The 22,653-nt window shown below is 46.5% G+C and carries 18 protein-coding genes; all 18 read right to left on the reverse strand.

The window, feature by feature from the left end; translation table 11 throughout:
• Positions 1 to 55: 55 nt before the first annotated feature.
• The 18 genes from murA to NSS82_RS25050 all read right to left on the reverse strand — a co-directional run bounded on the left by murA (position 56) and on the right by NSS82_RS25050 (position 22,592).
• A complete protein-coding gene (gene murA / locus NSS82_RS24965; protein ID WP_036683642.1) occupies positions 56 to 1,339 on the reverse strand; it encodes a UDP-N-acetylglucosamine 1-carboxyvinyltransferase in 1,284 nt (427 codons plus the stop codon).
• 206 nt (positions 1,340 to 1,545) lie between these two features.
• Entirely contained in the window at positions 1,546 to 2,658 is a 1,113-nt protein-coding gene (murG, locus tag NSS82_RS24970; protein WP_036683645.1) for an undecaprenyldiphospho-muramoylpentapeptide beta-N-acetylglucosaminyltransferase, read from the reverse strand.
• 5 nt (positions 2,659 to 2,663) lie between these two features.
• Positions 2,664 to 3,761, reverse strand: a complete 1,098-nt coding sequence (gene spoVE / locus NSS82_RS24975) for a stage V sporulation protein E (protein WP_036683647.1) — start codon at positions 3,759 to 3,761, stop codon at positions 2,664 to 2,666.
• Between the two features lie 49 nt (positions 3,762 to 3,810).
• Complete coding sequence (gene murD / locus NSS82_RS24980; protein ID WP_036683650.1) at positions 3,811 to 5,232, reverse strand: UDP-N-acetylmuramoyl-L-alanine--D-glutamate ligase; 1,422 nt, start codon at positions 5,230 to 5,232, stop codon at positions 3,811 to 3,813.
• Between the two features lie 3 nt (positions 5,233 to 5,235).
• On the reverse strand, positions 5,236 to 6,201 hold the full coding sequence (gene mraY / locus NSS82_RS24985; RefSeq protein WP_036683653.1) for a phospho-N-acetylmuramoyl-pentapeptide-transferase: 966 nt from the start codon (positions 6,199 to 6,201) through the stop codon (positions 5,236 to 5,238).
• 21 nt (positions 6,202 to 6,222) lie between these two features.
• Positions 6,223 to 7,629 carry a UDP-N-acetylmuramoyl-tripeptide--D-alanyl-D-alanine ligase gene (locus tag NSS82_RS24990; protein WP_038572862.1) on the reverse strand — a complete coding sequence of 469 codons (1,407 nt, stop codon included), beginning with the start codon at positions 7,627 to 7,629 and terminating at the stop codon, positions 6,223 to 6,225.
• The gene (locus NSS82_RS24995; protein ID WP_038572864.1) at positions 7,626 to 9,113 is read right to left on the reverse strand and encodes a UDP-N-acetylmuramoyl-L-alanyl-D-glutamate--2,6-diaminopimelate ligase; all 1,488 of its coding nucleotides are present in this window, start codon (positions 9,111 to 9,113) and stop codon (positions 7,626 to 7,628) included. Before NSS82_RS24995 ends, NSS82_RS24990 begins: the two co-directional genes overlap by 4 nt.
• A gap of 55 nt (positions 9,114 to 9,168) precedes the next feature.
• Positions 9,169 to 11,094: a stage V sporulation protein D gene (locus NSS82_RS25000; RefSeq protein ID WP_036683661.1), complete on the reverse strand. Its 1,926-nt coding sequence runs from the start codon at positions 11,092 to 11,094 to the stop codon at positions 9,169 to 9,171.
• A gap of 79 nt (positions 11,095 to 11,173) precedes the next feature.
• Positions 11,174 to 13,408, reverse strand: coding sequence for a penicillin-binding transpeptidase domain-containing protein (locus NSS82_RS25005; protein ID WP_076103782.1), 2,235 nt, complete (start codon positions 13,406 to 13,408; stop codon positions 11,174 to 11,176).
• A gap of 46 nt (positions 13,409 to 13,454) precedes the next feature.
• Complete coding sequence (locus tag NSS82_RS25010) at positions 13,455 to 13,847, reverse strand: septum formation initiator family protein (RefSeq protein ID WP_036683668.1); 393 nt, start codon at positions 13,845 to 13,847, stop codon at positions 13,455 to 13,457.
• A gap of 23 nt (positions 13,848 to 13,870) precedes the next feature.
• Positions 13,871 to 14,824, reverse strand: coding sequence for a 16S rRNA (cytosine(1402)-N(4))-methyltransferase RsmH (gene rsmH / locus NSS82_RS25015; RefSeq protein ID WP_036683671.1), 954 nt, complete (start codon positions 14,822 to 14,824; stop codon positions 13,871 to 13,873).
• Positions 14,825 to 14,860: 36 nt separating this feature from the next.
• Positions 14,861 to 15,298, reverse strand: coding sequence for a division/cell wall cluster transcriptional repressor MraZ (gene mraZ / locus NSS82_RS25020; protein WP_036683674.1), 438 nt, complete (start codon positions 15,296 to 15,298; stop codon positions 14,861 to 14,863).
• 263 nt (positions 15,299 to 15,561) lie between these two features.
• The gene (locus NSS82_RS25025; protein ID WP_170914265.1) at positions 15,562 to 16,833 is read right to left on the reverse strand and encodes an adenosylhomocysteinase; all 1,272 of its coding nucleotides are present in this window, start codon (positions 16,831 to 16,833) and stop codon (positions 15,562 to 15,564) included.
• A gap of 101 nt (positions 16,834 to 16,934) precedes the next feature.
• On the reverse strand, positions 16,935 to 18,566 hold the full coding sequence (gene bshC, locus NSS82_RS25030) for a bacillithiol biosynthesis cysteine-adding enzyme BshC (protein ID WP_038572869.1): 1,632 nt from the start codon (positions 18,564 to 18,566) through the stop codon (positions 16,935 to 16,937).
• Positions 18,567 to 18,796: 230 nt separating this feature from the next.
• The gene (locus tag NSS82_RS25035; RefSeq protein WP_036683682.1) at positions 18,797 to 19,717 is read right to left on the reverse strand and encodes an ABC transporter ATP-binding protein; all 921 of its coding nucleotides are present in this window, start codon (positions 19,715 to 19,717) and stop codon (positions 18,797 to 18,799) included.
• Positions 19,714 to 20,709, reverse strand: a complete 996-nt coding sequence (locus tag NSS82_RS25040; RefSeq protein ID WP_036683686.1) for an ABC transporter ATP-binding protein — start codon at positions 20,707 to 20,709, stop codon at positions 19,714 to 19,716. The genes NSS82_RS25035 and NSS82_RS25040 overlap by 4 nt, the downstream gene beginning before the upstream one ends.
• 11 nt (positions 20,710 to 20,720) lie before the next feature.
• The gene (locus NSS82_RS25045; RefSeq protein ID WP_036683689.1) at positions 20,721 to 21,656 is read right to left on the reverse strand and encodes an ABC transporter permease; all 936 of its coding nucleotides are present in this window, start codon (positions 21,654 to 21,656) and stop codon (positions 20,721 to 20,723) included.
• A gap of 3 nt (positions 21,657 to 21,659) precedes the next feature.
• Entirely contained in the window at positions 21,660 to 22,592 is a 933-nt protein-coding gene (locus NSS82_RS25050) for an ABC transporter permease (RefSeq protein ID WP_036683691.1), read from the reverse strand.
• Positions 22,593 to 22,653: the final 61 nt, after the last annotated feature.

Raw genomic sequence — 22,653 nt, forward strand, 5'->3', positions numbered from 1 at the left:
TCCGTAATAAGGCCCTGTCTCCTTCTCTGAGAGATCTGGAAGGAGACAGGGAGCTTTAATTGGCCAAATCAAGTGGATCCGTTACAGGCACCTTACGGCTTATACGCGCGCCAAGCTTCTGAAACAGCTTCTCTATTCCATCATAACCACGGTCAATGTGATGCGCTTGCTCAACGACCGTAGTCCCTTGTGCAGCAAGCCCGGCAATGACCAGAGCTGCACCCGCCCGCAAATCAGTAGCTTCCACAGTAGCACCATACAATCTCTGAACGCCGCGAATAAACGCACGATTCAAATCGATAGAGATGTCAGCACCCATCCGGGCCATTTCTTCCACATGTTTGAACCGTCCCTCAAACACCGTCTCCTTGATCACACTAAAACCATCGGCGAGCGACAGCAGCACCATGACCTGAGATTGCAGATCCGTCGGGAAAGAAGGATAAGGAGAGGTTACAATTCTCTCAACCGCACGCGGACGCCCCATGCAGCTGACATTAATTATATCATTGCATACTGTGATTTGAACACCAGCCCGCTTAAGCACATGAATAAGCGAAGTCAGATGCCCGGCGTTCGTATGTGTCAAGGTCACATTCCCACGTGTAGCTGCCGCAGCAATCATTACAGTTCCAGCCACTATCCGGTCTGGGATTACCTCGTACGTACAGGGATATAAGTTTTTGACACCCTGGATCGTAATGGTATCCGTGCCTGCACCGATAATCTGAGCACCCATACTATTCAAAAATTGCTGTAGATCCTGTATTTCCGGCTCTCTTGCTGCTCCCGATATCGTCGTTGTCCCCTCTGCCTTGGCGGCAGCCATCATAATATTCTCCGTGGCTCCAACACTTGGATAGTCGAGATGAATATCACTCCCTACAAGCTTTGAGCCCCGACAGGATATTCGTCCGTTGCTTTCCTCGATCTCCGCCCCCAGTGCTTTAAGACCCTGCAAATGAAGATCGATTTTACGCTCCCCGATCGCACAGCCACCAGGCTGATAGATCGTTACCTCACCAAATCTGGATAACAGCGGTCCCATTAAAAAAATGGAAGATCTCATCTGCCGCATCAAATCCTCAGGTACATGAGATGTCCCCACGGCTGACGTATCTATCGTCACCGTATCCTCTTGATGCACGCACCTGCAGCCCAGCCGATCCAAGATGTCTAGCATAGTCTCGATGTCCAGCAGCTTCGGCACATTATGCAGTGAGTGAACTCCTTCGGCCAGCAGGCTTGCCGCTAGAATCGGCAGCGCCGCATTTTTTGCTCCATGGATACGAATGGTGCCTGACAGGGGACTTCCACCCTCAATCACCAATTTGTCCAATGTATCACCTCCGAGATTACCGCTCACCCACCACAAACACTTCCGATACAAGGTCATATGAAATGTACAAGATTATCCTGCACTACCTTTCAGGTTAGGAAGTGTTCTGGGTGATTGTCACGATTATAGGATTATCCTATGTTCGTTCCTCCAAGTGTGTGACAGAGAGCTGCCAATAAGGAAAATACCTCTCAAAGGTAAATGGCTTAAGACTGTTTACCGGCTAGTCTTCGGAGTTCGTTAGTGACAATGGCAGCAGAATCCCTTTTGCCCAGTCGTTTGGAAGCCTCAGACATTTTTTGGCGTACAGCTTCAGTTCCAATGATTGCTTGCACAGCTTCATAAAGCGCCTTACCATTCAAATCCTTCTCAAGCAGCACCACAGCGGCCCCTTCGCGTTCCAGCTGTCTTGCATTCGCCTCTTGGTGATTGTTCGTCACATTAGGAGAAGGGATAAGTACAGAAGGAATACCCAGCGCTGTAATCTCAGCGAGAAAGGATGCCCCCGCCCGATTTACGATTAAGGAGGTACAAGCCAAGACCTCCGGCATATTGTGAACATAAGGTAGGACATGCAGCCAGTTCGGTGTGCTACCCAGCTTCTGACGCAATTCAGCACGGGTATCCTCAAAATAAGGCTCACCTGTAACGTAAACATAATGAACACCATTACCCTTACCCACAAATGGGGCCATTTCAATCATGGCTTTATTAATAGCCTTAGCCCCTTGACTGCCGCCAACAACCAAAACAACCGTGCTGTTATCCGGAATGCCCAGCGAGGCAAACCCCCGTTGTGGACTAGCCGTAGTAACCGTCGTTGCCCGAGGATTACCTGTGTAGATTACGTGCTTGCTCCCCGGAAAAGCAGATTCTGTCCCTTCAAAGCTTACGGCCACTGTACTCGCGTAACGACTTAGAAAACGATTTGTTAAACCAGGGATAGCATTTTGCTCATGGATCAAGGTTGGGATACCCAGCCGGGATGCAGCGTAAACGACTGGACCACATACATAACCGCCTGTACCAATTACAACATCAGGCTTAAACTCTCTTAACATTTCTTTGGAAGCCTTAACGCCCTTTAAAAAACGCATCACCGTCTTGACGTTGTCCATGGACAGCTTGCGCCGAAAGCCAGTGATGTCGATAGATTTGAAAGGGATATTCTCTTGGGGAACAAGCTTGCTCTCTAAGCCACGCGTTCCACCAATATACAGGAAGGTAGATTCACTATCTTCTGCTTCCAGTTGTCTAGCAACAGCGACTGCGGGATAGATATGACCACCCGTGCCTCCGCCGCTTAATACGATACGCATGTCTTTCACCTCGCATAACGGGATAAGTTCAATAGAATGCCCAGGGAGGTTAACATCAGTGTAAGCGAAGAACCTCCATAGCTAATCAGAGGAAGCGTAATGCCTGTTACAGGCATTAGACCGATGACCACACCAATATTAATAATGACTTGCACAGCCACCATACAGACGATGCCAACGGCCAAATAGCTTCCAAAACGGTCAGGCAGACTCATCGCCACCTTCATTCCGCGCCAGATTAGAATAAGAAACAGGATCAACACAGCCAAACCACCGATAAACCCCAGTTCCTCGGCCAATATAGAAAAAATAAAATCGGTCTGCGGCTCAGGTACATAACTGTACTTCTGCCGGCTCATTCCAAGTCCGAGACCCCCAAGCCCTCCAGGGCCAATCGCGTATAGCGACTGAATAATCTGGTAGCCTGCACCGAGGGGATCGGACCAAGGATCAAGAAAAGCGGTTATCCGCTGCAACCGGTAAGGTGCTGCGGCAACCAAAGCAACAAACCCAGCCACGCCAGCTACTCCTAGTGAGAGTAGATGTTTCATTCTTGCCCCAGCTGTAAAGACCATCATCAAGGCTGCGCCAAACATAACGGTACCTGTACCCAGATCCGGCTGGAGCATAATCAGTGCAAAGGCTGATCCGATAAGCGCTAACGGTGGAAGTAAGCCACGAGTGAAGGAGGTGATATCATACTCTTCTTTTCCCAGCCAATTCGCCAGAAATAGAATCATCCCCATCTTCATAAACTCGGAGGGCTGAATCCCGAAGGAGCTGATTCCGAGCCAGCTGCGCGCTCCCCCGCGAACTACACCAATTCCGGGAATAAGCACCATAACGAGCAGGATAAAGCAGACAATCAATGCCGGCTTAGCCAGCTTTTTTAACACTTTGTAGTCTGTATTCGCTGTAACAAACATTGCAACAAGTCCCAGTCCTGCAAACAAAAGCTGCCTCTTTACAAAGTAAAACGAATCTCCATAATTGCGGAAGCCTAAAACAGATCCGGCACTGTATACCATCACCATGCCGATTACCAGCAAAGAAAGAATGGGAATCAGCAACCAAATATCGGGAGCATGACGAGTTTTGTTCATCAGGAGCACACCTCTTGCATCCGTAGTAGGGGCTTATCCACCCCCCTACTTAAAGGTTATGCACCGCCTCTTTAAAAATACACCCGCGCTCTTCATAGGATGTAAACATATCCCAACTAGCACATGCAGGAGACAGGAGAACGATATCTCCTTCTTCCGCCAGAGCGGAAGCTTCCCGCACAGCTGCTTGCAGCACGGCGGCGGCGCTCTCCCCATTATCGACGGAGATAATCTGCTTTAATCCTGCCAGCTGTGCTACATTTATTAGCTTGTCCTTGGTTTGTCCTAACGCCACCAAAGCTTTGACGCGTCCGCTCAGGACAGGCAGCAGCTCCATATAATCGGAGCCACGGTCTAATCCGCCAGCGATCAATACCACCGGACGCTGAAACGATGTCAAAGCCGTAATTGTCGCTTTGGAGTTCGTTGCTTTGGAATTGTTGTAATAAGCGGCTCCAGCCTTATCAGCTACATACTCCAGGCGGTGCTCCACACCACGAAAAGAAGAAAGCACTTCGCTTAATAGAGAGGGGTCAGCTCCAGCGGCAATAGCAATTCCACAGGCAGCCAGCGCATTCCCCACATTAAAGCGGCCCGGAAGAGCGATGGAATCCACATCCGCGATTATCGTTTCCTTGTCCGCAGATTCGCGATAGATAATGTGGCGCTTCAGCTCATCATCTTGCCCCGTAATATAGGACGGGCTAACAAATACTCCATGAGGCAGCTCCTCAAACAAGGAGAATGGAAGAATCGAAGCCTTCACATAGGGCACAAGTTCCCGGCAGACAGGATCATCCCAGTTCAGCACTGCTGTATCCGTAGCTAATTGATTAGCGAACAGCTTGGTTTTGGAATCCACATAATCTTTCATGCTTCCATGATAATCCAGATGAGTCTCTGCAATATTCAGCAGACAGCCTATCTTTGGCCGGAAGGTCTCCGTACCTTTGAGTTGAAAGCTGCTAAGCTCGACCACCATCCAGTTATCCTCTGTAGCCTCTTGTGCAGCCTGACAAAGAGGCGTACCAATGTTGCCCGCAACTATAGGGTTCATTCCCGCAGCTTCCAGCATATGGCCTACCCAGGTCGTCGTTGTCGTCTTGCCATTGGAGCCTGTGATGCCGATCATCGGCGCTGCACAAAGTCGATAAGCCACCTCTACCTCTGTGACCACTTCAATTCCAAGCTCAATTGCCTTTTGTACAGGGGGCGCAGAATAAGGAATGCCTGGATTTTTGATTACCAGACTTACACCTTCATGAATAAGTCCTTCCGGATGCCCGCCGCATATAACACAAATTCCCAAAGATTCCAATTCGGAAGCTTCGGGACTTTGATCTCTTTCCTTTTTGTCGTTAACCGTAACTATAGCGCCGCGTTCATGCAGCACTTTAGCCACCTGGACACCGCTTTTAGCAAGCCCAAGAACCACAACTTCTTCACCACGATACATATCTGGATGTTTCATTCTCTACAACCCCTTGCTAATAAATAGTCCCACAGCAGCCAACACCAAACTAACCGCCCAGAACGAAATTACCACACGCCACTCCGACCAGCCACCAAGCTCAAAATGATGGTGAATCGGGCTCATTCTGAATACACGTTTGCCACGGGTTTTAAATGAAACCACTTGAATCACAACGGATAACATTTCAATTACAAAGACACCGCCTATGATGAGAAACAGCAGCTCACTCTTCGTGACAATAGCAATAGCACCTATAGCACCACCAATACCAAACGAACCCGTATCCCCCATAAACACTTTAGCAGGGTGGGCATTGAACACAAGAAAGCCTAATACAGCACCAATCATTGCCGCAGCACATACACCTGCCGCAATAGACGTAGCTTGCATTGCCACCACCGCGTATGCGGCCAAGGCAATGGCACTGACACCAGACAACAGTCCATCGACTCCATCTGTAAAGTTAACGGCATTCGTCACTGCCATCATCATAATAATGATGAATGGATAATAGAACCAGCCACCCCAATCAAAGCTGAAATCAGTACCTGGTACGCTGATACTTGTACTGTGTCCGGCATAAATCAGAAGACCGCACATCAGAGCACCAACCAGCAGCTGTCCAAATAACTTTTGACGTGCTGTGAGCCCTAAGGAACGCTTAAATACAATTTTGATATAGTCATCCAAAAACCCGATCAATCCAAAACCAAGCGTAGCTACGAGCAGAACGTAAAAATCTGTATTCACCACAGAAAATTTCAGATAAGACAAGGTAAAAGCTACGATAATCACGATACCGCCCATAGTCGGCGTTCCCGCTTTCTTCAAATGGGTTTGCGGTCCGTCATCTCGCACCTGCTGTCCGAATTTCATCCTGCGCAGAAGCGGAATGAAGAGCGGAGCGGCAATGACCGCAAGGATAAAGGAAACAGCAATAGTCAATAACAATAGTTGATAATCCATGGGTACACCCCCTCCAATGATTTAGGTCTGTTGAATATCTTTATTTAGGCTCTGAAGCACTTCCTCGAGCTTCATTCCTCTTGATCCTTTAAATAGAACAATATCCTTAGCACTGCATTTCTCTAGAAGGACAGCGGTTAGTTCCGCTTTATCTGTAAAAGCTTTTACGCGCTCTTTGCCGAATTTCTCTTCTGCTGCTTTGGCAATATGAACGGATAATGGTCCGTAAGTACATACAAAATCAGTTAATGAAGGGTCAAGGTAGTAGCCTATTTCTTGATGAAATTCTACTTCCTCCGGCCCAAGTTCCAGCATGTCCCCGAGCACAGCGATTTTATTGCCACTGCATTTCATAGATTGCAGGACATCTATAGCCGCCTTCATAGAAGTAGGGCTGGCATTATAAGCATCGTTTAAAAGCGTAAGTCCGGAGGAAGTTCGAATCACTTCAATCCGCATGCCCGTCAACTTGAGCTTGCTTAGACCGTCCTTCATATTCTGCTCCGTAACCCCATAATGACGAGCAACCGCTAGTGCAGCCAGAGCGTTAACAACGTTATGCTGACCTGGCAGCGGTAATGTAAAAGCATGTTCCTTATGACGGCTTGACGTGAACGTCATGCCACCAGTATGGGACATCATCCCTGTTGGATAATCATCATTATCCTCATTTAGACCAAAACGGAAGGTTCTCATCCCTTCTGGAGCCTTAAAAGTGGACTCTTGCATTACCTCAGTCAGCAGCGGTTCGTCACCGTTATAAATCAGCAGTCCCCCCGGCTTCAGCCCCTCAGCAATCTCCAGCTTGGCGCGGGCTATTTCTTTACGTGACCCCAGCTGCAGTAAATGCGACTCGCCTACATTAGTAATTACCGCTACGTCAGGTTCAGCCAAAGAAGCCAGCAGAGCAATTTCTCCCCGCGAGCTCATCCCCATTTCAAGTACAGCGATCTCTGTATCCTCAGCCATGGATAAAATAGTAAGCGGAAGACCGATATGATTATTGAAATTCCCCGCTGTCTTGTGCACTTTGAACTGCACTTCAAGCAGAGACATAATGATATCTTTTGTTGTTGTTTTCCCGTTGCTGCCCGTAACAGCGACAACCTGCGGAGCCACTTCCTTCAGATAAGCAGCGGACAACTTCTGGAGAGCCTCCAGCGTATCTTCAACAATAATAACTCCGCCACCTTCAGGTACCGGTCCTTTATCGCGTTGCCACAAGGTTGCGCCAGCACCAGCAGCCAGTGCTGCGGCAGCATAGTGGTGACCATCGAATTTGTCTCCAGATAGAGGCACAAACAGGCAGCCGGGTGTGATCTTACGGGAGTCGGTAACGACTCCCGTAAGGGTTGTATTCATAGCTTCGACAGCAGCAGGTTCCCCTGCGCACATGGCAGCAATATTTTCAAGCGTTCTTGTAATCAATAGTTTCGGCCCCTTATAACTTCTTTAGCGACGATGCGGTCATCGAAATCATGAACCACTCCGCCAATCAGTTGATAGGTCTCATGACCTTTCCCCGCAATCAATACTACATCGCCAGGGCTTGCCATTTCAATAGCCTTCCCGATAGCTTCTCGGCGATCAACAATCATATGATACCGGTCAGAGGTGACTCCATCCTCTACTAGTCCTGCTTCTATATCCTTCAAGATTAGTTGAGGGTCCTCCGTCCGAGGGTTGTCAGAAGTTACGAATACCATGTCGCTATATCGTGCAGCGATCTTCCCCATTAATGGACGTTTCGTCCGGTCTCTGTCTCCGCCACAGCCAAACACTGTAAGCACTTTGCCGGTAGCAAATTCGCAGACCGTCTTTAATACATTCTCTAGCCCGTCTGGTGTATGTGCGTAGTCAACGATAACAGCAAATTCCTGACCTTCATCCACTGACTCCACCCGTCCAGCTACACCATCGATTGCCTCAAGACTAGTCTTGATATCAGCCAGAGAGACATCTTCCAATAAAGCAGCTGTAATCGCCGCGAGTGCATTGTAGACATTGAACTTTCCAACCATACGGAGCGAAATGTCCGTCTTCCCCTTAAACGTATCCACATGGAAAAAAGTTCCTTTTGCAGTGATCGATATTTGCGAAGCTCGGACATTAGCGTTGTTATCAATGCCATATGTAATCACTTCCGCCGCAGTTTGGGCTGCAAAATATTGACTGGCTTCATCATCCGCGTTCAACACCGCATATTTGCGTTCTTCCTTCCACGGAGAGATCACATTTCCTAATCTGGAGAAAAAGAGCCCTTTAACCGCCCGATACTCCTCCATTGTATGATGATAATCCAGATGATCTTGGGTTAAGTTCGTAAAAATTGCCGTACGGAAGTCCGCACCCTTCACACGTCCTTGCTGAAGTGCGTGAGAGGATACTTCCATTACGCAACATTCCACACCTTTGGAAGCCATATCATGAAGGGACCGCTGCAGATCTAGCGACTCCGGAGTTGTGCCTGACATAGGGTAGCTTTTGCCGTCATAGCGCATTTGAATCGTTCCAATCAGACCTGTCTTCATATTCTGATCCTGCATAATCCGCTCAATGAGATAAGTCGTTGTTGTTTTGCCGTTTGTGCCCGTCACCCCGATCATTCTCATCCGGCTGCTAGGTGAGCCAAAGAAAGCATTCGACATGACAGACATCGCAAACCGGCAGTCATCCACAACAATCTGCGGGATATCAAGCTCCAGCTTGTGCTCACATACAATAGCCGCCGCTCCGGAGGCTACTGCTTGCGGCGCATATTTGTGCCCGTCCACGGTGTGGCCAGGCAAACAGATGAATAGATCTCCCGGGCCTACACGGCGGGAATCCGTCTGAAGATCAGTAATCTCCACATCTCCATCCCCGTATAGTTGCGAAGTAGCAAGACAAGCAGATAATTCGTTAACTTTCATAGTAATCCCTCACTCTACATTTTCGGATACGAGCTGAAACCTTATACCTAAATCATTATTCACTAGATGCTCCCATATAAATCCTGATGGTTGAGCCCTGTTCTACTCTGGCCCCAGCCTTAGGAGCTTGATTGATGACCGTATTTCCTGTGCCTGAACGTGCAAGATTAAAATTCATATTTAAATCCTCATAGATATCCTGCACCGTTGCTCCGGTAAGATCAGGTACGGTCACTATCGGAGTTTCGCCATACTTATAAGTTTTGGGAAGCTGATCACTGCGCTCCGGAACCTTCATATAGTGCAGCGAGTCTTCCAAAATATTTTGCACGATTGGAGCTGCAACCACACCCCCAAATTGAATCCCTTTCGGATTATCCACGGCAGTGTACACAACGATCTGAGGATCATCCGCTGGCGCAAAGCCAATAAAAGAAACAATGTGCTCTGTTGGAGAATAACGTCCATTTACAACCTTCTGTGCAGTACCCGTCTTGCCACCTACACGATAGCCGTCAATAAAAGCCGGCCGTCCTGTGCCTTTGGCAACCACGCTCTCAAGTGCTGCCCGCACCTTCTTGGATGTTTCCTCCGAAATGACCTGCCGCACAAGCTCTGGCTTCACCTCTGATACAGTCTCTCCCGTAACCGGGTTAACCCATGCTTTTGTTACATGTGGTTTATAGAGATTGCCACCATTGATAGCTGCGGATACCGCAGCTATCTGCTGAATAGGCGTAACCGAAACCCCTTGGCCGAAGGCTGTAGTCGAAAGCTCTACCGGACCTACTTGACTGAGCTTGAACAGAATGCCATTAGCTTCCCCATTCAGATCAATTCCCGTTTTACTGCCAAAACCAAAATCACGAATATATTTGAAAAGTGATTCTTTTCCCAGCCGTTGCCCTAAGGCGACAAACCCAGGGTTACAGGAGTTCTCAACTACCTGTAAAAAGGTTTGACTACCGTGGCCGCCCTTTTTCCAGCAGCGCAGCTTTGCGCCCGCTACCTCGATAAAACCCGGATCATAGAAATGATCGTTCTGAAGATCTACTTTACCTTCCTGCAGCGCAGCAGCCAGAGTAATGATTTTGAACGTTGAACCAGGTTCATAGGTCATCCAGATAGGCAGATTCCGGTTGTAAATCTGCGCATCATATTCCTTGTATGATGCTGGTTCATACCCCGGTCTGCTAGCCATGGCTAGTATCTCACCATTCTTCGGATTCATAGCTATAGCCCAAGCACCCTGCGCCTGATATTTTACCATAGCCTGATCCAGCTCACGTTCCATAATGGACTGGATCTGTTTATCAATCGTCAGCTCCAGATTAAGTCCGTCTTGAGGGGCAGAATATTTCTCAGATGAGCCAGGCATAAGTCTTCCGCCTGCATCAGACAAATAAGAAATATTGCCGGCTATGCCTTTGAGCAGATTGTCATATATACTCTCTACTCCTGTAATACCCTGGTTATCTATACCTGTGAAGCCTAAAATATGCGCGGCTAAATCGCCGTAAGGGTAATATCTTTTGCTATCCTCAGCGACAACGATGCCCGGCAGCTGCAAATCACGGATGCTCGCGGCAAGATCCATCGTAATTTTGCGGCCGCCGGGCTGAAGTTTCACCGACATTTCTTTTTTGGACAGCAATGTCATCAGCTTCTCCTCAGTCATCCCAAGCAGTGGAGCTAATTGCTGTGCTGTCTTTTGCTTCTCTTTTACCTGCACCGGTACTGCATACACTGTAGGTGTGGTGATATTAGAAACGAGCGGCACACCTTCACGATCCATAATTTCACCACGTTTAGCGGTAAAAGGAATATTGCGGCGCAAGGAATCTTCTACCTTCGCAGTCAATTCCTCGCCTTGAGATAATTGCACATACGCAAGACGCACGACCAGCGAACCGAATAACACTGCCAGTCCCAGCAATGTCCACAGCATTCTCCGCCGTGTTACGACTTTGGAAACCTTCATTCCGTTCTCCCCCACTTTCAACAATAGACATGAGCTCTTATCTTCATGACTATTCGGGACAAACAGGGGTTAGAACAAGCTATGTTCCGCTCTCGGAATCTGTCCCCTCATCAGCAGGCGGGGCCACGGGAATATCTTCGCCATAATCATTTAATGGCTTCATTTTCAAAGTGACCAAGGTCTTGCCATTTTGCGTTCCTACAATCTGTTCTGAGACGTAACCTTCTCCGTCTACCGCAATCTCTACTTTTAGTAGAGTTAGAATTTCAAGTGCATCACGCAGGGATTCCCCTTTTAAATCTGGAATGGTAGGCTGAGCCCCCTGCGGACTTAATAAATAGATCCGTTGCCCTGTAGCAAGCTTCGTACCTGCCTCAGGATATTGACTCTCTACAGCAGATCCTTCTCCGACCACTACATAATCGAAGCCTTGATCCAAAAGTGCTTCTCTTGCTTCCTTCATCGTCTTGTCTGTTAGATCTGGTGTAGTCCGAAGTGCGACTGTTTCAGTCTTAGCCGGCTTTTTGCTGCTGCTATCACTAGCCTCAGACGCCAGCTTAGGTACTCCCATGTATTGCAGAGATTGGGATACAATCTCTTTAAATACTGGAGCAGCTGCCTTACCGCCGCCAACCTCAACGTTCGGTTCGTCAATAATGACAATAACAGCGATCTTTGGATCATCAACAGGAGCATAACCAATAAAGGAGACAAGTACTTTGGATTTCACATAATCCTTACCTTCAACCTTGATAGCCGTTCCTGTCTTTCCTGCCACGCGATAGCCGTCAATATAAGCGTTACGCCCTGTTCCTTTTACTTGGTCAGCAACAACCTGCTCCAAATATTCACCCGTTTTCTTGGCGCTTTCCTCATCAATCACCTGACGCACTACACTAGGCTGAGTAACCTTTGTCTCACCAGTGTTAGGGTTTGTGACCTCCTTAACTACATACGGAGTCATCAACTTCCCCCCATTAGCTATAGCAGATACGGCAACTAGCTGCTGAAGTGGGGTTACTAGCACTTTACCGTGTCCATATGCGAGTGTCGCAATTTCTATAGGACGTCCAAGGTTAGGGTTAACCACCCCGCTTACTTCTCCTGGCAGATCGATTCCCGTTTTCTCATTGAAGCCAAAATCATTGATATACTGTAATAGCTTGTCCTGTCCGAGCATTTCATATAGCTTAACAAATAGAACGTTACTAGAACGTTTCACACCTTCAAGAAAACTGATTTGCCCCCATCCAGCATGATTAATATCATGCAGTGCCTTACTATATCCCTTTATCCGGATGGACCCGGACAAAAATGTCGCAACAGGATCAAAAAGCTTCTCTTCTACTGCGGCGGCAAGCGTTACAATTTTGAAGGTGGAACCAGGCTCGTATTTAGATTTAATAGCATGATTATAGAATCCCGCCCCATCGGCCCCGGTTTTCCAAAATTCATTTGGATTATAGGTAGGCATATTGGCTAATCCCAAAATCTCCATCGTGTTCGGATCAGCAGCAATGACACTCATACTTTTTGGCTTATATTGCGCATACGCCTTTTGCATGGCCTCTTCTATATAATGCTGGATCGTACTATCGATTGTAAGCTTGAAATTACTTCCATTTACTACTGGCTTATAGGTATCTTGTGAATCCGGCAATTTTACCCCTTGACCGTCACTTTGATAAAGCAGCTTGCCATCGGCACCCTTAAGCTCCGTATCAAAGTATTTTTCCAGTCCCATGATAGCATTGCCGTCCCTATCTGTATAACCTAAGATATGTGCAGCTAATTCATCTTTTGGATAATATCGTTTCTGCTCTCTAACAAGCCCAATACCGGTCTCTTGAATTTTATGTTCTTTACCTAGGGCTACATAAAATTCTTTCACCTTATCGGCAAGCTCCTGATCAATCTTCCAGCCTTCATTACGTATTTCACGGTTCTTGAGGTAAGCACCCGTCTTTTCGTCCTTGGCTTCAACCAGCTTACGCAGCTCATCCTCTGGTTTGCCTAGCAATTCGTGTAATCCTGTGATGACCTCTTCCCCGATGCCTTGTTGTTGAATCACTTCAGGATTCACCACCACGGTATAAGCAGGGACATCGCTAGCGAGCACACTCCCGTTACGGTCAGAAATCGTACCTCGCTCCGCTTTGATAGTTGAGGTATGTGCCCAAAGTGTGGCGGCCTTTTCCTGCCATTCCTCACCTTGCATAACTTGAATCCAGAACACTCTAACGATCAAAACAAGAAAAAAGAGGGTAATACACCCTCCTATAAACAGCGTGCGAAGTTTTATTCTTTTCAGCATAAGCGAACCTCACAACTTTTTTTATTGCGATCTTGCCAATCGCTCACTAATTATCACCTGGAGTCGTTGCCGAGCTTGCCGGAATATAGATTGTTGCATTCTCATCCGGAGACACATAACCAAGATCCCGTGCTTTTTGGGCGACTTTCTGCTCTAGATTCTGCTTTTCCATCTGATACGTAGAAATCTGCTTCTTGGCTGTTGCAATATCCTGATCTAATTTCTGAGCCTGCAAGTTCAAATCATAAATTTGGACGTAACGTGAAATCAGGGTGATCGCCACCAGAACGCATACTCCTAGCGTCAGCATATACAAAAGTTTCTCTTGCAGCGGAAGTACTCTTCGTCTGGTAACTACTTTTGTCTTCTCGCGGTAAAGGGGGTTTACCTCTTCTTTTCTTTTGGGCTGAACTGCTAAATTGCCGCGGGTATAGGCCATCTCTGACTCTCCTTTATCGTCAATTACAATTTTTCTGCAATGCGCAGCTTAGCTGAGCGGGCTCGGGTATTAAGCTCAAGCTCTTCTTCAGAAGGCACAAGCGGTTTACGATTGATTAACTTAAGCGTGCCTTTCGCGCCGCATACGCAAAACGGAAAGTCAGGCGGGCATGTACATCTGCTTAAATAGCTGCTAAAAATTTGCTTGCAAATTCGGTCTTCGAGCGAATGAAAGGTGATGACGGATACTCTGCCTCCTGGTGCAAGGCAACGTACTGCACTATGTAGCCCTTCTTCAAAAGCACCCAATTCGTCATTCACAGCAATCCTTAATCCTTGAAAGCTACGTTTAGCGGGATGCCCTCCTGTTCTTCGAGCAGCTGCCGGGATACCTTCCTTGATCAGTTCTGCTAATTCTCCTGTTGTCTCAATAGGAGCTTCTTCTCTTCTGTCTACAATTTTTCTAGCGATTCTCCGCGAGAATTTCTCTTCTCCATATTGGAAAAGAACACGGGCAATCTCCTGCTCGGACCATGTATTCACAATTTCAGCAGCCGTCAAAAGTGCTGACTGATCCATGCGCATGTCCAGCGGAGCATCATGATTGTAACTAAAGCCTCGTTCCCCTTCGTCAAACTGGGGAGAGGATACGCCAAGATCAAAGAGCACTCCATCTACTTGGGGAATACCATCTGTTTGTGGCACAAAGGGCACATCCTTAAGTACACTCTCCAGATCACGGAAGTTAGTCTTAATAGTCACAACCTTGTCTCCGTATTCCGCTAATCTTTCTTTTGCGTTCTCCAAAGCCCAATCATCTTGATCCAAACAGATTAAACGGCCTTCGCCGCTAAGCTTGGAAGCGATAAGTGAGCTGTGTCCCGCTCCACCGAGAGTGCAATCTACATAGATTCCGTCTTTTTTGATGTGCAGCCCTTCTGTCGCTTCTTCCTTAAGCACCGTGATGTGGTGAAACAAGCTGCATCCCTCCAGGACAGTATTCGTTATTGTGTTTTATAGATCAAAATTGAAATCCACCAATTTCTCAGCGATTTCGTTGAACGATTCCTCGGACTGTTCGAAGTACTGTTCCCAAAGCTCTTTGTTCCAGATTTCCACCCGGTTCGAAACGCCCAGAATGACACAGTCTTTGTCCAGTTTGGCATACTGCCGTAAATTAGCCGGCAGATTTACCCTTCCCTGCTTATCCCAAACACATTCAGTTGCACCTGAGAAAAAAAAGCGGCTAAATGCGCGGGCATCTGATTTCATCAGCGAAAGGCTTTTAAGCTTTTGTTCCATGATTGCCCATTCTTCCATGGGATAAACAAACAGGCAGGAGTCTAGGCCGCGGGTCGTCACGAAGGAGGTTCCGAGCAATTCACGGAGTTTAGCCGGAATAATGATTCGGCCTTTGTCGTCAATGCTGTGTTGATACTCTCCCATGAACATCCTTTTTCCCACCCCTAATCCCCGAATCCCCACTTTACCCCACTTTTCACCACTTAAGCATAATAGATTCGCCATTAAAAATCAAAAACCTTTTTCTGGCCAAGGAAATTTTTCCTAAATCAGATAGCTCGTTTCCCGAAAAACATTTCTCCACAGAAAAAAGCCATACAATCGGAATCTTGTCCGTTGCATGGCTTTGTTAAAAAAGTTGCTTCAGTTCAAGGTACACTGGTTAATACACTTTATTGTTATGCGTTCAGTTATTAATCGTTCAAATTCCAGCTGTCCAAATAATCCACTTGCGCCGGAGTCAGGCTATCGATGTTAATGCCCAGACTTTCCAGCTTATAACGTGCTACTTGCTCATCCAGCTCATAAGGAACATTTTCAACTTTTACGCCAATGCTCTTATAATTATCATTTACATATTTCAGCGACAGCGCCTGGAGCGCAAAGGTTGTATCCATAATTTCAGCAGGGTGACCATCAGCAGCACCCAGATTTACAAGTCTGCCTTCGGCAAGCAGATATAATTTACGTCCGTCACGAAGCTGGTACTCTTCGATATTTTTGCGAACGGTACGTTGGGATACGGATCTTTCCGACAGCTCAGGCTTATTCACTTCAACGTCGAAATGGCCCGCGTTGCACATGATTGCGCCATCCTTCATCACATCATAATGTTCACCGCGAATTACATAACGGTTACCAGTTACTGTAACGAAGAAATCACCAACCTTAGCTGCTTCCAGCATTGGCATTACTTCAAAACCGTCCATATGTGCTTCAACGGCTTTAATCGCATCAACTTCTGTGACAACCACTTTTGCTCCAAGCCCTTTGGCGCGCATGGCAACACCTTTACCACACCAGCCGTAACCGACAACAACTACTGTTTTACCCGCTACGATAAGGTTGGTTGTGCGAATAATTCCATCCCAAGCCGATTGGCCAGTGCCATAACGGTTATCAAACAAATATTTGCAGTAGGCATCATTAACCGCGACCATTGGGAACTTCAATACGCCTTGCTTTTGCAGAGCTTTTAGACGAATAATCCCGGTAGTTGTTTCTTCAGCACCCCCGCGAATATTCTCCATCAGATCAGGACGCTCCGAATGCAGCAATGTAGCAAAATCCCCACCGTCATCAATAATCAAGTCCGGTTTGCTCTCCAGTGCCTTGATATTAAGGGCTTTAAATTCTTCAGGAGACGGATTGTATTTAGCAAATACAGTGATTCCATCCTCCACAAGCGCTGCACATACATCATCCTGTGTAGAAAGTGGATTCGAACCTGTAATGGTTACATCTGCACCACCAGCTTTGACAACCTTCGCCAAATAAGCGGTTTTAGCTTCCAAATGCAATGTGATCGATACTTTCAGACCTTTAAATGGCTGTTCTGCTTCAAACTGCTCACGAATACGGTTCAGTACCGGCATATGCTGGCGAACCCAGTCGATTTTCAAATGCCCTTCCGGTGCGAGTGACATATCAGCCACGATACTATTTTGTTTAGATGAACTCATTATGAAACCTCCTAAAAGTTTTGTGAGCGTTACTACATTGATCTACTTCGTACAAAACTCACTTCGTAAGCATAAGCTTAGTTTTGTGGAAAGCGATACTTCCATTACATATAAATGATGCGATGTGTTCCACTGTAATCCGGTTCAACCGTCATTAGCTCATCCAGCCAAACAAGCCCGTACCGGTTCAAGTAATACATGATATTGTACACTCTTTCCTGCAGTTTACCCAGTGGCATTAATGACAGCTCGATTCGCTCCCATTGCCGGATTGCAGCTTCGTTCTGTTTTGCCATTGCATCTTGGGCTTTCGCCTGTAAAAAAGTAATCTGATCTAGAATCTTCTCTTTATTGTTATTCCCCAGCTTAAGCAGACCGGCCTGAACCGTTCCAAGCTGCTCAATCAGCGGTTCGTACATGGCGGCAAATGAGGTTTTGGTTTCTTCAAAACGGCGTTCAATCCCGAGCTCATCCTGTGCGGCCAGCCATTCATGTCTTTTATGATCCAGTCCTTGTCTTACATCCTCAAAGCTAAGTTGATATTTGTCCATATGCTTGTGCAGCGTACCTTCTACGACAGTAAAAGACATTCTAGGGATAATTAACGGCATTTCTCCCCCAATGGTCTCAAACGCACGGCGCGGAATGGCCCAGTAAGCAATCTCACCTTGACCCAGCACCGTTGCCAGAACAGGCAGCACATAATCCTGCATAAGTGGACGTGTCAGCACATTGTTGCTAAAGCGTTCCGGATGTGCCTGCACCTCCTCAAGTAATTCATCACGGGTAAAGGATACCTGACCCTTGCGATCCGTAAAGATTCCGTCCTTCTTGTGAAGCAGAAGCCGTGTACCTTCATGAATATAAAAGAGGTTGGCATTGCCAGCTGTAACATCAGCCTGAAGCTCATATCCAGCGCCCACAATATCAGAAGCAGAATTCATATACGCTGTTTCCAGTGCATCATTCTGCATAATTAGCGAAGTGAAAAATGGCTGTTCTAACTTACGTAAGTTGGGATCAGCAGAATCAAGCAGAATCAGACCAAATTTACCAAATAATGAACCCATCAGCTTGGCAAATGCATCCGTCATACTATCAGCTCTAAAAGAAGAAGTGCGAATGAATTCCATGATCTGCGGCTTAAAGTCGCTTTCCTGAAGCAGACCGTCTAACTGTTCTACTACCTGCTGCCAGCTTTCCTCTTCTACACGAATATCACTTACTGAGGAGCGTTTCTCTTCTGACTTTTCTATCTTAATCTTAGTAATCTCCTGCGTACGATTCAGTACATACGTATGATTCACTTCATCCCAGTCATGATCTTCACCTGCAATCCAGAATAAAGGAACTACAGGTCGGCCGAGTTGTTCAGCTGCTTCTTTTGCCGCCATAATGGTAGTTGCAGCTTTATATACCACTAACAGGGGTCCAGTAAATAGTCCGCTTTGCTGCCCACCTGTCACCACTAATGTCCCCGGCTGCTCTAAGAGCGCCAGCGAAGCCATCACCGCATCATGCGAATTATGCTTTTCATTATATTGTCGTAGACACCCAGCAATCTGAGTCCGGTCGGCACGAAGGCTTTCTCTGCTATCTAGCCAATCGGCCCGTCTACTTCTACTTTCTTTATTGCGGAAATCCCCACCGTACAAATGACTAACCTTTTCAAAATGATCTATATAGTCGCGCGAGAGTGCAGATCCACCCTTGAGCGGTTCCGTTACAATATTCATTCGCTAGTGCCTCCAGTTCTACTAAGCAGTTATATGTAAATCCAAGTTCGTAAAAACTCTCTATGATTGTATCCAAAGTCAGGAGCCGCGTCAAAGCAAAACATGTCTTGATATCAGCAACACAGGTACAGCCAACTGTTCAATTATACTATAAAATCATTAAATAATATCCTAAATACATACAAGAGGCGAGAGCATAATGCTCCCGCCTTTGAAAACCTAAGTATAAATTATGCGAATTTTTTGCTGACAAAGTGGCCTTTAGATACTTCTACTAATTCAAAGTCACTGTCATTGGTCTTATCGTTAGCAGAATAAATAGGGCTGCCAAGCTCATCATGCAAGTGAATACGTTTTTTGTTGACTTCAATTTCCGGGTCCGGAACTGGAATAGCCGACAATAGGGATTTAGTATAAGGGTGGATAGGATTTGCATATAGCTCTTCACTTTCCGCCAACTCAACCATTTTACCCAAGTACATAACTGCTACGCGATCACTGATATGTTTAACCATGGACAGATCATGCGCGATGAAAAGATAAGTCAATCCCAGACGATCTTGCAATTCTTTAAGCAAGTTAACGACCTGAGCTTGAATGGATACGTCAAGTGCGGAAATCGGCTCATCACAAACGATGAACTTAGGATTAACCGCTAACGAACGGGCAATCCCGATACGTTGACGTTGTCCACCGGAGAATTCATGCGGATAACGGGTTGCATGGTCATGATTAAGACCAACCATATCCAGCAGTTCTTCAATCCGTTTCTTACGTTCTGCACGGCTGCCAGCCATTCCGTGAATGTCCAGTGCCTCGCCGATGATATCAGAAACCGTAAACCGCGGGTTAAGCGATGCGTACGGATCTTGGAAAATCATTTGCATGTCACGGCGCATAGCCTTCATTTGATTTCCAGGTAATTTATAAATGTCTGTACCATTATATTTCACACTTCCAGCAGTTGGCTCATACAAGCGAAGAATCGTACGTCCAGCAGTAGTCTTACCACAACCGGACTCACCTACCATCCCAAGTGTCTCGCCCTCACGGATCGTGAAGTTAATATTATCAACAGCCTTAAGAACCTTACCTTTACCTACATTAAAATATTTCTTAAGACCTTCTACCTCTATTAGGTTCTTACTCAAGAGTACTGCACCTCCTTGGCCATCGAATGCAGATTCCAGCAACGCGCCATATGCGTTTCGCTGAATTCTGTGGCGCCGGGATCGATTTGTTCGCACACATGCATCGCTTCATTGCAACGAGCAGTGAACGGACAGCCGATCGGCGGCTTGATCAGATCTGGCGGTGTGCCGATGATCGGAATAAGCGGCTCGCCTTTCTTTTGGTCCAGACGCGGCATTGAGCGCAGCAGACCTTTGGTGTATGGATGTTGTGGATTTTTAAAGATTTCCCATCTTGTTCCGGTCTCCACAACCTCACCTGCATACATTACAATCACCCGATCACACATGCCAGCAACTACGCCGAGATCATGTGTAATCAGAATAATGGAGGTACCTAGTTTTTGCTGCATCTCTCTCATAACTTCCATGATCTGCGCCTGAATGGTTACATCTAGAGCCGTTGTAGGCTCATCCGCTATCAGCAAAGCCGGACGGCAAGCTAACGCGATTGCGATCATTACACGCTGGCGCATACCGCCTGAGAATTCGTGGGGATATTGGTTAAAGCGAGCCTCCGCATTTTTGATGCCTACTAATTTCAACATCTCCATACCTTGCTTTTTCGCTTCGGCCGCTGACATTTTCTGATGTTTAATCAAAACTTCAGTGATCTGTTTGCCCACTTTGATGGTTGGGTTCAGAGAAGTCATCGGGTCTTGAAAAATCATGCCAATATCTTTACCGCGAATAGATTCCATTTCTTTCATGCTTTTGTCTAGCAGATTCTGTCCTTGAAAAATAATTTCTCCCTTTTTCACTTTAGAAGGTGGAGAAGGGATCAAACGCATAATCGATTGAGCAGTTACACTCTTACCGCTGCCGGACTCGCCGACGATGGCAACCGTTTCGCCTTTGCCAATTTCAAAATTCATACCACGGACAGCTTGTACTTCTCCGCCCTTAACAAAAAAGGAAATATGCAAATCTTTGACTTGTAAAATAGGTTCCATCCATATTCCTCCTATTTCTTCAGCTTAGGATCAAGCGCGTCACGAAGACCATCACCGAAAATGTTGAAAGAAAGCATTGTTAAGCTGATTAGGATCGCAGGGAACAAGAAGCGCCATGGATAGTACAGCCAGCCGGTGAGTGAGTCATTGATCATCGATCCAAGTGAAGCAACAGGAGCTTGTACACCAAGACCCAAGAAGCTTAGGAAGGCCTCAGCAAAGATAGCATTTGGTACAGACAGTGTAATGGTTACGATAATCGGACCAACCGCGTTCGGCAGAAGGTGCTTGAACAACAGTCTCGCAGAACCAGCACCCATGGAACGGGACGCCAATACGAATTCGCGATTCTTGAGCTGCATAATTTCTCCACGCACAATCCACGACATCGTAATCCAGCCTGTAATGGTTAGAGCTAGGATGATTGTTCCAAGACTTGGCTCAAGAACGACCAAGAGCAAGATTACAACCAGCAAATATGGAATAGAATACAAAATTTCAGAGAATTTATTCATAATATTATCTACACGGCCGCCGAAGAAGCCCATAATGCCTCCGTAGATAACACCGATGAACAAGTCGATGGCTGCCGCAGCAAGACCAACGATCAAGGAGATCCGTGCACCGTACCAAGTACGAACAAAGATATCACGACCAAGATCATCCGTTCCAAACCAGTGATCGGAGGAAGGGGGCTTGTTGGTGCTCATCAAATCATTAGAATAATAGTTATATTTCGAGATAAAAGGTGCAAAAATCGCTGCAAGTACAATCAAACCCAGGATACCGAGCGCAGTCATCGCCATTTTATTTTGACGCAACCGTTGCCAAGAGTCTTTCCAAGCAGAGAGACTCTCACGCTGGATAACTTCGGCTTCTTTTTCATCCACACCGACTTTTTGAAAATCTTCCGGTTTTAGATTTAGCAAGTTATTTTCAGTAGCCACTCTTTAGCCCTCCTTTCCTCCACTTAATTTCATACGTGGGTCAATCAATACATAAGCAATATCAGTAATAAAGCGGGCAACCATGAGTAATACACCATAGAAAATGGTTATCCCCATAATAACGGTATAGTCACGGACACCAATCGCTTCCACGAACTGTTTACCAATACCCCCAACACCAAAGATCTGCTCGATAACAACCGAACCAGTTACGATGTTAGCTGTCATTGGACCCATATAAGTAACAACAGGTAGAATTCCGTTACGAAGTACATGACGGCTCAGAATAGCCATCCAGCTCAATCCCTTTGCTTTAGCCGTTTTGATATAATCCGCATTCAAAACTTCAAGCATGCTTGAACGGGTCAAGCGGGCGATAAAGGCGATCGGCTGTGCCGAGAGCGCGGCCACGGGTAAGAAATAATAGATTGGCCCTTTAAAACCTGAAACCGGTACCCAACCCAGTTTGAAAGCAAATACGTACTGCAGTAATGACGCGACTACAAAGCTCGGAACCGCAATCCCCAGAACTGCCAGCACCATAGCTGCGCTGTCAATAAACTTTCTGTGATAGAGTGCCGCCAACATGCCGAGAAATACTCCGACAATAACCGCCACAACGATTGCGACGAGTCCCAGCTTCAGCGACGCTGAAAAGGTTTGACTGATCAAATGTGATACATCTTGATTTAGGCGTTTCATTGAGACACCTAGGTCACCTTGGATAATATCACCTAAATACTTAAAATACTGATGAGAGAGCGGCTTGTCCAGACCATATTGTTCCATCAGACGTGCTTTAATTTCTGGCGGTACCTTCTTTTCAGAAGTAAACGGATCCCCCGGAATAGCTTTCATCAAGAAAAAGGTAGCTGAAATCAATACAAATAGAGAAACCAACATATAGAAAAACTTATTTGCGACATAACGAACCATCCCCATCACACCTCCTCCGACAATTTTTGATACACATAATAATGATTTTATGAAAAAAACG

It is taken from the genome of Paenibacillus sp. FSL H7-0735 (genome assembly GCF_038008505.1).
Lineage (GTDB): Bacteria > Bacillota > Bacilli > Paenibacillales > Paenibacillaceae > Paenibacillus_AQ > Paenibacillus_AQ odorifer.